4 protein-coding genes are annotated in these 15,008 nt (G+C 39.7%); all 4 read right to left on the bottom strand.

The annotated features are described in order from the left end of the window. Window positions 1-273: 273 nt before the first annotated feature. Window positions 274-936, bottom strand: a complete 663-nt coding sequence (locus RMZ95_RS25805; protein ID WP_322685938.1) for a CatB-related O-acetyltransferase — start codon at window positions 934-936, stop codon at window positions 274-276. Between the two features lie 104 nt (window positions 937-1,040). Next, window positions 1,041-2,084 (bottom strand): inosamine-phosphate amidinotransferase 1, encoded by a 1,044-nt coding sequence (locus RMZ95_RS25800; protein ID WP_322685937.1) that lies wholly within the window; start codon window positions 2,082-2,084, stop codon window positions 1,041-1,043. A gap of 171 nt (window positions 2,085-2,255) precedes the next feature. Continuing rightward, the gene (locus RMZ95_RS25795; protein ID WP_322685936.1) at window positions 2,256-6,098 is read right to left on the bottom strand and encodes an amino acid adenylation domain-containing protein; all 3,843 of its coding nucleotides are present in this window, start codon (window positions 6,096-6,098) and stop codon (window positions 2,256-2,258) included. Next, window positions 6,095-14,011, bottom strand: a complete 7,917-nt coding sequence (locus RMZ95_RS25790) for a non-ribosomal peptide synthetase (protein ID WP_322685935.1) — start codon at window positions 14,009-14,011, stop codon at window positions 6,095-6,097. The genes RMZ95_RS25795 and RMZ95_RS25790 overlap by 4 nt, the downstream gene beginning before the upstream one ends. Between the last annotated feature and the right edge of the window lie 997 nt (window positions 14,012-15,008).

Here is a 15,008-nt window from a genome sequence, read left to right as displayed (position 1 = left end):
AATAAATTTCTGACTTACTACACCCACTCAGCCACACACCACACCCAAAAGCCTTATATATAATGGGTTTGCCGTTAACAAGCGTGCCATTCGGGTATGTGTTTTGTCCGACAAGAACAGCAACTCTAGATATCAGCGTCAAAGCTGGCATTAAAAGCACCGACGGAACTATCGCAAAAAAACAGATGTAACACTATTATTAATAGTGTTACATTTTGCGCGGCTTGCATTGCGTCCTCATTTCAAATCTCACGTCTTAAAACGTGGATTCCCTTACCCTTTGCTGATGTTTTTAATGTCTTCCTCTAGAAGTTCAGGTGCAGGAAAATCTGGCAAACCTTCTGTAGATTCATTAAAGTGGATATCTTCTGGCCAATCGTCAGGATTTTGGTAAAGCCATTCTAGGTTTGCAATAACTTTCTTAGTATCCCAGTCCCACCAACGCAGTTTCAGCAGACGTTCAACTGTTTCAGGTCTGAATCGAGAGCGGATAACCTTAGCTGGGTTGCCTACAGCAACCGTATAATCAGGGATATCACTGGCAACAACTGCCTGAGAGCCGATGACTGCTCCGTTGCCAATCTTAACTCCTGACAAAATGGTTGCACCGTAGCCAATCCATACATCATTTCCAATTGAAGTAGTACCTTTGTGGCGTACTTCGTCACGCCGTTCTGCAAACTGGGTTTGAGAGAGAGGGAAGAACAGGCGAAATGGATAAGTAGTCGCCCTAGTAATGTGATGCTCTCCGCCACCGAAGATAGTAATATCTTTTGCTAGAGAGCAATATTTACCAATCTCAATTCTCTCATCAGGAAACCACAACGCAAAGGTAATGGAGTTGTCACAGGCGGTATATTCTCCAACACTCACTCGGCTGTCTTTGACTATCGATGCTAACCATAGAAGCGGAGATTTGTAGGTGTGATAAGCCATAGCTAAACTCCTTTATTTAGACTTACGCATTCTATAGATATATCTATTGTTTAAGGTATGTTTTTTACTAACAATTGCATTAGATCGGGTTCATAATGCAATTTTTAAGCATTACAATAGCTTTCCAATGAGCCTTTTCGTCGCACATCCAACGTTACACAATGAAACCCTCCTCCCAAGGTTCTTGCGTGTCTGAGTTGGAGCTGTACAACATCAACACCGCGTTTCTCAAGCTGTTCGATCAGTGGAGTTTGTGATTTATCAACGATCGCCAGATTTGGATTTACCATCAGGAGGTTGATACCAATCCATTTAGAAGCATAGGATGTTGTTGTATAACCAATATCAACGACTTCTGTCAGGTAGATTACATCCCAACTCTTGAACAGTTCGGGCAGATTTTGTTCGCCAACTCGTTCAGCATTCACTACAACTAAACCAGGCCGAATTACAGCGATGGTGGTGTCTACATGACTGCCACTATAAACGTTGTCATAAGTATGCACCCTATACTCTTCGCCTAATATAGTTTGCAGCCAGAATGCTCCAGAACGGTTCCCCGTATCTGAAATTAGATAGAAAATATCTTTCCCTAACCGTAATATGTTTGCTGCATCGAATAGAGGCTCATGGTCTTTGATTGCTGAACAGTTAGGATCGTGAATATTATAAATTTCATCAGCGAGTCTGGGCTTTGGGGCTGATATCCATCTAGCTCCGCTCTGCAAATAATCCATCAAGATAGATTTAAATGAAAGAGTTTCAAAAAATCTTGCTCGTAGCGTCATTGGCGCTTCGATAATCCATGTTCCTACTGTAACAAATAGGTCTCTGGGACAGTAATTGTATTGACCGTCTGATTCCCAATCGGGGGTACGAAATTTAATAGAATGATCTACTACATCAGGACGCTGAACAACTACATTGAGGGTTTGAAGTGTACGCACGAGTTCGTCAAGGTCTTCTTCAGTTTCTTCGATGATGCGATCGCTATACTGACCAGAGGGAATGTTTTCAATGCTGCCATAATCTCTATATTCGACTGCAAACAAACCTCGATCTCGACAGGCAATACGTGCATTGGTGGCACGCCCAACGATAATTTCTTCAAGAGCGTCCCATTCGTTATTAACTCTTACTTTACTCATCTGTTGTTCTAGTCCTAAATTTTATAGTTGGAAAAACTCTTTCAATAAACTGCATATATGCAGTGAGGTGATTGAAATAGGTGCAAAGTCCGATTAAAACCTAATTCAGGCGTTAAGGTTTTTGCTTAAAACACCACTCCAGAATCACTGAATCTTGTAAATTCCAAATTCTCAATTCTGAGTGAGAATCGCATTAAGAATAGTGGCGTTTTGATTGAGATAAGGAGGATCGATCATCTCTCGATGAACACCATAGGCATAATGATTGATTCGTTCTCTTCTTGTAGCTTGTATCCAATCATCTTCGTAATCGTAGTTTCCCTCAGCACGTATAAGATGAATATTTCCCTCAATTTGCAAATTTTTTAGGTCTGAATGCCAGAGAAAATTAAAGTATTCCCAAACTTGATTGTAGGTGCGATCGCGTAACTTTTGGTTATCCATAAAGTAACGTCTTAATTCCTGACGTTTGGGATTTAATAAGAAACCATCAACACCTTCTATGATTTCTGACATTTGGGCTTGTTTAGCTTCACGACCGTCTCTGTAAGTATCTAATAAAATCACATCAGAAACTATGCGATCGCGACTTTCTAACTTTTGAGCCATCAACATTGCCAAAAAACCACCTGCTGAATGTCCCATCAATTTTATGTTTTGATTTGGTGCTAGGCTATCTATTAATTCTGCATATTTTTCTAAAGTTGCTTCATCGGCAATATATCTGAAAGTATAGATAGCATAATTTGTTAAATAATCAGCTAAATTTGCGTAAGCTGCTGCAAAACCAAGGGCTGGGGGAAATATAAAAATCGCTTTTTCTCGTGCTTTATTGAAAACTACATAAGGACGTTCTTTAGGTTGGATATTCATCTCTTTGAGGTAGATGATATACTCGCTCAATTCTGCTACTGTAGGTTTTTCATAAATTATTGACAAAGGAATGTCAATTTCCAGTTCTTGATAAATTAGTGCCATCAGATTCATGGCTTGTAATGAATGACCACCTATATCAAAGAAGTTATCATTTACTCCTACCTTTGATACTTGCAGAACTTGTTGCCAAATGTTTGCTAAAATGCTTTCTGAGCGATTGCGTGGAGCTAAATATGGTGATTCTACTATCGATGTTTCATCGGGTTTTGGTAATTTTTTACGGTCTATCTTGCCATTCGGGTTTAATGGCATAGCTGACAACATTACAAAAGCTGAAGGTATCATGTAAGCTGGCAATTTATGCTGTAAGAAACGACGCAGATCGCTAGGGGTTAATGACTGGTCTTTTCTAACTACATAAGCTACTAACCGTTGGTTTTCATGCAAAATGACGACTGTTTGTTCTACTTGGGAATTAGTTTCTAAAACCGATTCTATTTCTCCTAATTCAATACGTAAGCCGCGCAGCTTGACCTGGTTATCGATCCGACCAAGATATTCAATATTTCCATCTGGTAAATAACGAGCTAAATCTCCAGTTTTATACAATTTGCCATTACCAAAGGGATTAGAAATAAATTTTTGGGTAGTTAATTCTGGTCGGTTGAGATAGCCTCTAGCTAAAGAAGCGCCCCCAATATGCAATTCTCCAGGAATGCCAAGAGGAATTGGTTGGAGATGAGAATCGAGGATATAAATTTGGGTATTGGCAATGGGGCGACCAATAGGAACTATTTGATAATTAGACTGTGGCGTACACTGCCAGAAAGTGGCATCAACTGCTGTTTCTGTTGGGCCGTAAAAATTGTACAATTCACAATCAAAGTGCTCAAAAAAGCGTTGAGTTAGTTCATAAGATAGTGCTTCTCCGCCACAAAATACTCGCTTTAAACAACGGCAATTTTCTAAATTTGATTCTTGAAGAAAAACCCGCAGCATTGAGGGAACAAAATTGATTTGACTAACTTGTTCTTGGGCAATTAAGTTAATCAAATAAGCAGTATCTTTATGACCTTCAGGTTTAGCTACTACTAAAGTAGCCCCAGCTATTAAAGACCAGAAGATTTCCCAGACTGAAACATCAAAACTAAAGGGAGTTATTTGTAAGATGCGATCGCTTGTTGTGAGTGGATAAGCATCAATCGTCCGCAATAAATTATTACAAATGCCTTGATGGATATTCATTACTCCCTTTGGCTTACCTGTCGAGCCAGAGGTATAAATGACATAAACCAAATTTTCCCATGTCACTTGACTGATGGGATTCTGCTGACTATAGTTAGCAATTACCTGCCAATCACTATCTAAACACAGCACCTCGGCTTGATTTTCTGGTAAAGAATCTATTAAGGACTGCTGGGTAAGCAATATAGAAACTGCCGAATCTGAGAGCATATAAGCTAAACGTTCGGCTGGATAGCTAGGATCTAGAGGTACATAAGCTCCTCCTGCTTTTAAAATCCCTAATATTCCTATTACCATCTCCAGGGAACGCTCAACAAAAATTCCAACCAATACTTCTGGTTTTACGCCTTTTTCTCGCAAATAATGAGCTAATTTATTTGCTCGCTCATTCAACTGTTGGTAGGTTAATTTTTGACCTTCAAATATTACCGCAACTGTATCAGGATTAAGTTTTACTTGTTCTTCAAATAGCTGATGGATACATTTATCTTGAGGATATGCAACTTCTGTGTTATTCCATTGAGTTAGTAATTGATAGCGTTCTTCAGGAGTTAGTAAATTAATATGTGACAATTGGCAATCGGGATTCTCAACTACTGTCTGAATTATTTGTAAAAAGTGACCGCTCATTCTGGCGATCGTCTCTTCTCGAAACAGATCGGCTTCGTATTCGATGACCAATCTTAAATCGTTGGCATCTTCAAACAGACTCCAACTCAAATCGAATTGAGCCGTTCGTGGTTTCAGGGGGTATGCTTGATGTTCAATTCCCGGAATTTTCATCACTGCTTTACTATCTTTACTAAGCAGTGAAAACATCACATCGAATAAAGGATTTCGTGATAAATCTCGTTCTAAATCCAGGGCAGATACTAATTTATTAAAAGGATAATCACTATATTCATAAGCATCGAGGCAAGTATTTGTTACTTCTGCCAATGCTTGTTTAAAAGTTCCCGCTTCTGGGAGTGAAGTTCTTAAAGCTAGGGTGTTAACATAAAATCCGATTTGGTTTTCTAGGTCTGGATGATTGCGTCCAGAAATAGGTATACCAATGACTAAATCGTGCTGCCCTGTGTAACGGTAGAGTAATATTTTAAATAAAGTTAAAAGAGTTATAAATAGAGTTGTATTATTCCCAGCAGCAAAAGAGCGTAATTTATCGCCGATATTCTGACTGAAATTATAAGTATATACACCAGCTTGAGAAGATTTAAATTGTGGTCTAGGAAAGTCGGGAGATAAGTTGAGTATAGGTGGTTGTTCGGCAAAGCGATCGCACCAATAACTATGTTGTTCTTTTACCTCCTCACTTTCTAACCACTGATTTTGCCATGCAGCATAATCCTTATATTGCAATGGTAATGGAGGTAAGACGGGAGTTTTTTGCTGCGTGTAAGCAGAGTATAAAGTAACAAACTCTTGGAAAAGGATATCGAGCGATCGCGCATCCCCAATAATATGATGTATGGTCAAACCAAACAAAAATTCCTCTGACTCGATCTGCACTAATAAAACTCGCATCAGAGATAACTTCTCTAAATCAAAGCGCGAGTTAGCTGATTCTTGAATTAAGGTATCAGCTACGGCCTCAACATCTTTTTGCCCTCTTAAATCTTGAAAATTTATTAATTTTTCTGTAGGCAATTTTTCATGCAAAATTTGCTGAATGTCACCTGCGACACTTGTAAAACTAGTTCGCAAAATTTCGTGACGACTCACAAGTTGTTGAAAAGCTTCTGTAAATGCCGAAATATCTAAGCTGCCATTGATTCTCATTGCCAGCCTAATATTGTAAGCGCTGGAATATTCATCTATATGGTGCAGAATCCACATCCGCCTTTGAGCGTGGGATACTTCGTAATATTGTTGATTCGGTAGTGACTTTATCATTTTTTTTGTCGTGATTGAATCAAATCAGCTTGAGCTTTTAAAGTATTTTGAGTAAATATTTCTCGTAATCGCAGTGCAACTCCAAAGCGATTGCGGATATGCGACACTAAGCGCATTGCTTTTAAACTATTTCCTCCTAATTCAAAAAATGACTGATTCGCGTCACTCACCTCTACCTCTAATAATTCACTCCAAATTGAAGCTAATAAAGCCTCTTGTTGATTAAGGTTAGTAATTTGATTGTTTGTTTGAAGAATATTTGCTTCTGTTTTTAGTAGTGCTAGGCGATTGATTTTGCCATTTGGCAATAATGGAAAGTCAGCCAACTGCATCAAATAAGTTGGCTGCATATAAGTTGGTAACACTTGTTTCAATTGGCTGCCGATCTGTTGATGATTTACAGCATTTTTTGCTTGATAAAATGCACTGACTGTCACCGATTCTTCTTTTTTCTCTGCAATTACCAGTGCTTTTTCTACACCATCAATAGCAGCCAGTGCATCTTCAATTTCTCCCAACTCAATCCGTACTCCATTCAACTTCACTTGGTTATCGCTGCGTCCTATCACCTCCACCGTCAAATCGGGTAGCAGTCGTCCCAAGTCTCCTGTGCGGTAAACTACATCAGCGCCGTTATTCAAAGGATTGGGTACAAAAACAGAATTGGTTAAACTTTCATCTTGGTAATAGCCTTTTGTTAAATAAGGCGACTTGACAAAGATTTCTCCTACTTCTCCGACAGCACAGGGACGAGTTCCATCAATGATTGCAAACGCCGCCTCTGGCAATGTTTTCCCTCCAGGAACTCTGGCATAAGTGATTTTATTCGGGTCGGGAATTCGATAAAAATGTTTGACAAAAGTGGTTTCACTTGCCCCATAAATATTTACAAATTCTGTCTGAGAACCAAAAACTTGATGCCATTCGCACAATTCTTTGACAAATAAAGGTTCTCCTCCCAACACCAAAACTCGTAAATTCTTAAGCAATTGGTTAGCATTAGCTAAATTGCGACCAATATTTAAAAATAGGCGCATTACTGAAGGTACAGTATGTAGTAAGTTAATTTGCCATTCTCCCAATCTCAGTAATAAACGCTCCGAATCTTCGCGATCTATGCTATCTGGAATATAGAGAGTACCTCCAGAACATAAAGTGACGAGAGTTTCTCTGAGATAAGCATCAAAGTTAATTTTTGCAATTTGCAGACAGCGCCAATTTTGATTAATTCCAAATTCTAGTTTTTCCCAATTGATGAAATGACGCAAACTGCCATGACTACCAAGTATGGCTTTGGGTTCACCTGTTGATCCGGAAGTGAACATAATATAGTTAGAATCATCAGCATCAGGTATAACTAAAGCTTTTCGATCGTTACTTGCAACTACAGGCAAGCATTGATAAATTGTGCCATTCCACTGATAGTATTGCTGAATTTCATGGGCAGTTGCGACTAATATATGAGGGGGTTTTGGTAATACTGCTAGTCGAAGTTTGATAGTCTCTAAATTTTCGCGATCGACCACTATCATGGTGGGGGATGTTTTAACCATCATACGTGAATAACGTTCTTCTGGTTCATCCAAACGCAGAGGTAAATAAATTCCCCCAGCTTTAAATACTGCTAGCATTGCTAATACTTGACGATAATCTCCTTCAAGCATTACGCCACAAAGAATATCCTTTTGAATGCCTAAATCTTTAAAGATGTTAGCCCAAGAGTTAGTAAGTATATCTAATTCTAGATAACTAAATTCTCCACCCGGATAAATAATTGATGTTTTATCTGGTAAGGCTTTTACTTGGTCGATAAAATCATGGATAACTGTGCGTGTTTCTAAACGAGGAATTGGTTTGATAAAGTTTTCGATAAAAGATGTTTCTGCGGCTGACAAAAGAGGAATTTTACAAACTGGTTGGCTGGGATTCACTACCATTTCTAGAAGTAGTTTATCCAAATGTCTTAAAGCTTGTTGTATCCTATCAGCTTGGAATATATCTGTGTTGTAAATTAGAGCTAAACTGAGTTCGTTGTTTTGTTCAACAAAAACAAAAGAGAGGTCAAATTTGCTTGGAGAATTGAGCGAACCCAGGGATTTTATCTCTACTTCTTCTACAGGTTGACTAATGTTTTGCAGAAGTACCAACACATCGAACAATGGTGTGCGGTTAATTTCACTGGAATTTGCCAGTTCTTTTACCAAAATATCAAACGGATAAGCAGAATGTTCAAATGCCTCGGTAACAGTTTGACGAACTTTAATTAGCAGATTTTGATATCCTCGATCTGGTTCTATTTCGTCACGGATAACAACTGTATTCAAAAATTGGCTTGGAGATGCAAGTTGATAATTATTGCGAGTGGTAATTTCTGTACCAATAGCAATATCGTACTGACCACTGTAGCGATAAAGTAATATTTTTACTGCCGCTACAAGTCCCATAAATAAAGTAGTTTCTGTTTGATTGCAAATCATTCGTAAACCAGAGACAATTTCTGGTTGGAATGTCCAGTTTAAACGAGAAACATTCAATGTTTTTATAGGAGGACGGCGGAAATCTGTAGGTAAGTGAACGCGGGGTAGTTGCCCATCGTTAAGTTGCTGTCGCCAGTAATCTAGATGTTTTTTATGCTCTTGACTTGCTAAAATATTGCTTTGCCATGCTGCATTAGTATTCAACTCAATTTGTTGTAGTGAAATCTGGCTTTGTTGAGCATGAAATATTGCAGTTTTGTCTTGTTCTAGAAGATGTAAAGTGAAAGATTCATAACGTTGTGAAGGGTCACTAGCTATTGCCGCTAGGGTGCTAGTGTAATAATTGCCAATGGCGATCGCCTGTTCTTGGCACAACTCGCTGGCATTGTATTTTAGGGTTAAATGTATCTGGGACGAGACGAGATCCAAAGTAAAGTGGACTCCCAGAGTGAAGTTTGTTTTTCCGAGAAATTTGCTATCTAATACCTGTAGACCTGGCAGCCCTAAGATACTTTGGTAAACGTGAAAATGGGTAAAGTTAAACGATGTTTCAAATAAAGGCTGACCGCCCAAATTCCACTGCAAATCAGCTAAGGGATATCGTCGGAAAGGTAGGGATTCTCGTTCAGCCTTGAATGTCTCTTGCATCAAGTCTATCCAAGTGCCTCCCAAGAGTTGTAAACGCAATGGCAAAGTATTCAGAAAAAGTCCCAATACTCGCTCTCCATCAGCTTCCTCTGGTCTACCATTAGATACCATACCTGTTAAGACATCAGACCGATCGAAAAGCACACTTAACACTTTCAGATGTACGGCTAAAAGTACGCTTTTCAGGGTAACTTTTGCTTTATTTGCTACCTGTTTTAAAGCTTGAGAATCTTTTAGAGATAGGGTTACTTCTTGAGTACCCAATGTCCCTAATTCAGGTTCATGTGAGTGGTAGGATTGAGGCCAACGAGGTAACTTTGTAATAGTAATACCGTTAAGTTTTTCCAACCAATGTTGTCGGCACTCTTGGGAATTGAGAGCTTTTTGCTCCAAAGCAATAAAGTCTCGGAATGCGATCGCTCTTGGTGGATTGAGAGGTAGAATTTCTTCACCTAATAAGGATAAATATCTTTGCAGTAACTCAGTGAATAGTAAGCCTACACTCCATCCGTCGAGAATGGCGTGGTGTTCGATCAAAGTTAGCTGAAATGTCTCATCGCTACGGCGATGAATATGAAAGCGTAATAGAGGAGGACTATCTAAACGAAAATTTTGTTTTCTTTCGGCTGCAAACCAAGCATTCAAAATACTTTCTTGGTCAGGGGCAGATAAATGGCGCAGATCCTCTACTACCAAAGGAACACGAACTATGCGCCTAACTAACTGCAACGGTTCACTGAAGTTGCTGACATCGAAGAAAGTCCGCAGTACAGAATGATTAGCAACAAGTTCTTGTACAGCTATCCGCCATTTTGATTCGTCGAAAACAACTCGCAGATGAAAACTGTTGACGTTGTGATAGACAGCAGAACCAGGACTGTACTCGCTGTGAAACAACATCCCTATCTGAAGTCTGGCAAGCGGATAAGCATCTTCAATATTGTCGGGTAACTTGAGGCGGTCTTGTTCAGAGACCAGAGCCAACGGCTGGACTTTTTCTGTGATTCTATTACTAGTCTTTGCTGTGGCGAGGTTTTGCGTCAGTTCGTAAATCGTCTGATGTAAAAACATCTGTTGAACTGAGAAGTGCAAACCTCTTTCTTTTGCTAGGGCTAAAACTTGAATACTGCGGATGGAATCGCCGCCTAAGACAAAGAAGTTGTCGTGGATACCAACTCGTTCCAGACCGAGAATCTCAGCCCAAATGTCGGCTAGTACCTGCTCTTCTAGAGTTCGAGGTGCGACAAAAGCTTTTTCCAAGTCGGCTCTAGTTGTTTGGGGTGCTGGTAGAGCGCGGCGGTCAACTTTGCCGTTGGATGTTAGCGGTAGTGCCTCCAACGTTACAAAGGCGGAGGGAATCATGTAGTCGGGAAGAGACTGTTTGAGGAAACTGCGTAGCCGTGGGACTAGCTGGCGAGTTAATTTACCCTGCAAAGGATTATTAGCATAGTGACTCCAGGGTTTGAGTTGGGGCGTTTCCTTAAGTAGAGGTAGTATTCCATGAGATATTAGCCCTAGCGATCGCCTGCTAAACACAACATCATAACAATCATTTGTCCCCGTATCCGACCAGCTAATGTCGATGCTGTAAGGTAACTCCTCACTCAAGCTCCAAAAGTCTTCAGGTTCTATCCCTTCTTGCTGGGTGAGAGCTTTTAAGTTTTGGAGTAGACCGCCGACTGTGGCTGGTTTTTCATCCCTTGCCAGTAGTTCTAAGAGCTTGACTTGTTGCCAAAGACGTGCATTGGGAACATTTTTGACGATCGCAATCTCTGGTGTCTCTAGTAAAAGTTGGCGAACCGAGGATAATGTCAACTCATCTTGCTGCCAGTCCCAACACTGAGGCTCGATTGAGGGAGAAACCCTGTCTCCTACATGGAGAATAACATCATAGCGGAACCGTGTTAGCTCATTGCGATCGCGACCTCGTTTGAGCTGAATTTGGACTTGGCTGATTTGCGGCAGATGTTGCACCAGAACATTAAAGAAGACCGGGTCAATTACCAGTTCTTGGTCTTCTTGGAGATTTTTTTGTACGCGCTGCCACCAATCTTCTGTAGGTAGCTCTTGGGATGTCTGGTACAGGATGACATCGGCATGGAAAGCTGACAGTAAGGGTAGACTACGCACATCCCCCACAAAGATAAAGCCCCCTGGCGCTACCATTTTCACTGCACCTTCTAAGACACTTACCAGATAATCAATGCTGGGAAAATACTGAACAACTGAGTTGAGGATAACTGCATCAAATGTTTTGGCTTCAAAACCCTCAAAGTCGTGGGCTGGTTTGTTGATTAGCTGCACCTGCGACCAAGCGCTGCCAGTTTTCTGCATTTCCATCTGCACATAACGGATAGCATTGTCGGAAATGTCAGTGCCACAGTAGCGCGAACATTGGGGAGCAATCCTAAACAGCAGCATCCCCGTACCGCTACCAATTTCCAACACCCGTTGAGGCTGCAAAGCCAGAATCCGCTCAACAGTAGAGTCCAACCATTGACCCATTTGTTCTTGAGGAATGGGTAGACCTGTGTAGCTGTCGTTCCAGCCGATAATATTGAACGTTGAGTCTTGACTGGGAGCATTTTGGCGATAAGTATCGTTAAATACTTGTTGCCATTGTGATATTTGTTCGCTATGGGATTGGTTCTCAAATGCTTGATTTGAGGGTTTGGCAACTATATAAGCTACTAGGCGCTTGTCTCCTGGTTGGTCAGTTCGGGCGATCGCCACTGCCTCCCGCACCTCTGGATGTTTTAGCAGTGCAGCTTCAATTTCTCCCAATTCGATGCGGAAACCGCGAATTTTAACTTGATTATCGATGCGATCGAGATATTCAATGTCTCCATTTTCTAAATAGCGGGCTAGGTCGCCGGTTTTGTATAACCTTGCCTCTGGTTCGTCGCTAAACGGATTAGTAATGAACCGCTCTGCTGTCAGTTCTGGACGATTTAGATAGCCGCGAGCCAACCCAGCACCACCAACATACATCTCACCCCCGATTCCGATAGGTACAGGTTTTAGCTGTTCATCTAGAATGTACAATTGCAAATCGGGAATCGGGGAACCAATCAGGCTCTTGCTATTGTTAACATCTGCTATTGTCAGTGGTCGATAGGTAACATGGACGGTTGTTTCTGTGATCCCGTACATATTTACTAATTGGGGAGAGCGATCGCCATATCGCTCAAACCAGGGCTTTAAGCTTTGCAGCTCCAGAGCTTCGCCACCGAAGATCGCTAGGCGTAAGCTGAGTTTCGATTCTTGATTTTCTGCCAGTTCTTCCACCCGGATCAGTTGGCGAAAAGCAGATGGCGTTTGGTTGAGAACCGTGACTTGCTCTTGGCGCAGCAAGTTGTGAAAAGCTGAGGAATCGCGGCTTACCCAGTAGGGGACGATCGCCAAACGTCCACCATACAGCAAAGCACTCCAGAGTTCCCAAACCGAAAAGTCGAAGGCAATTGAATGGAATAGTGTAAACACATCACTTGCACAAAAGTGATACCAAGACTGAGTAGCGGCAAATAAACGAGTCACATTTTGGTGATTAACTAACACACCCTTAGGTTTTCCTGTAGACCCAGAAGTGTAAATTACATAAGCCAAGTTATTTGGCTGGACACCACTAACTAGATTCTCCCGACTGCAAGAATTAATTACTTCCCAATCTGTGTCTAAACACACCACAATTGCCTGATTTTTTGGTATCGCCGTTAACAGCGACTTCTGAGCGAGCAACACTGGCACTGCTGCATCTTGAAGCGTGTAAGCCAGACGTTCTGCTGGATAGCTAGGGTCTAATGGCACATATGCTCCCCCAGCTTTTAAAATCCCCAACAGTCCTACTACCATTTCTAGGGAACGCTCTATGCAAATACCTACCAGTACCTCTGGTTTTACGCCTAGTGTTTGCAAGTAGCGTGCTAACTGATTAGCTTGCTCATTTAACTGCCGATAGGTCAATTGCTGATTTTCAAATACTAGCGCTACTGCATCAGGATTTTGCTCTACTTGCTCTTCAAATAGCTGATGGATACATTTATCTTGAGGATATTGAATTTCTGTATGATTCCATGTCAGTAATTGACTGCGTTCTTGTGTTGTTAGTATGTCAATTTCTGATAATTTTCGATCGGGATTTGCCGTAACAACTGTTAGAATTTGGAGAAAATGTCCCAGCATTCTCTGCACAAAATCTCCACCGAAAGCATCTTTTGGAAAAGTTACAGAAATAGAAGTATCTTGAGCATCAATTTCAAAAACTAGTTGAAAATTGTTTAATAAAGAACTGCGGCTACACAATCCCTCTTGAATCAGAGCAATATCAAAAATCGCTGCTGGATTTCCGCCTCTGGCAATAAATGTTTCGACAAGAGCGTTTACATCATAGCTTTGATGATGGTATCCTTCTTGTAGATTACTACGAGTTATTTTGAGTAAATCCTTAAATGAAATAAACTGTTGTCTGGAAAATCGGGAGAATATCAAACTATCAGACTTGTCTAGGTTCAAAGCCCCCGTTGTCACAACAAAATTTTCTTGAGCAGTATATTTAAATATTAAAATTTTAATAGCTGATAGATATAAAGCCAGCTTGTTAACCGGAGAATTAGTAGTTAAAGTGGAGATTTTATCGCGTAAATCTCTATATATAAAATCAGTTTTCTTGTCTCTAGATTCTATTGTATTATGAATTACCCCATTAACTAAAGGTGTTACTGGCTGGATTTCTCGCAGTTGTCTAATTTGGTAATCTATTGAAACAAGATGTGATTCTATCACTTCCATAAACTTCTCCGTACATTTGTGTTGCGCATTTAGAGCATATTTATAAAGTAAATATTGTCAGTATTACTTCATTATTGTTTATATCTAGTTTATATGGGTGGTTAAGAATATTAACTTCTAGTTTGAATACAGAAGATATCATTTTTTTACTGTAATTAATAAATGGAAAAATCATTATTTTTTTCGATTATTATTAATTTTATTAATATCAAAAAAATATTTATACGTTAAACAATCTGTAATAATATTTCGATCCTAAACTGGCTTTAAGTCTTAATAACGCCAAAATTACTCAACTTATTCTTTGGTCGAGTAGAATTTACCTATTAATTAAATTCTTAATTAACTATTGTGTTTGAAGAACTAGCTAGTAAATACTAGAACCATAGAGATTAAATTTACACCATAAGCGTTTGGGAAACAATAAGTAATTTAGAAAAATTTCATCTATTTTTGACACTAGGATTCAGCTGAGAGCCAAAATGCTTGTATGAATAGAATTGTATACAGTTCGCTTAGTTGTAAACTTTTTTTGAGTAGCGAGCGATCGCAAATTTATGCATACTCTATCTACTAAAGCTTACATAGCCACTAACACCAGGTTAATTAAATTGCTGGCGATCGCTCTAGGATATATAGTTATGTTGTTTTTCCTTTTGAGTCTAACTATGCTTCTACTCAAGCTAAGTTTAACACAACAGTTATTTTAACTACGATAATTGCGATCGATATTTCTGTATCGATTGCCTGCGAACTATTTAAGACAGTTAAGACAGTTAAGACATTTAAGACAGTTAAGACAGTTAAGACAGTTAAGGAAAAATAATTGATTGGTATTGCATATTTATCTTGGTAATGAGATTATATTTAAACTTAAATAGCAAAAAAATCCCAAATCATATATAGTATTTATGTACTGCTAAGTTACATAAGTTGTAAAATGAGAAGTTAGCCTGTGTAGATAAATCTCTAAAAAATTTAATGATAAAAGTTATAA

It is taken from the genome of Nostoc sp. DedQUE07 (genome assembly GCF_034530975.2).
Taxonomy (GTDB): domain Bacteria; phylum Cyanobacteriota; class Cyanobacteriia; order Cyanobacteriales; family Nostocaceae; genus Nostoc.
Note: the sequence above shows the minus strand (reverse complement) of the source record. Positions and strands in the feature narration are given on the sequence as shown.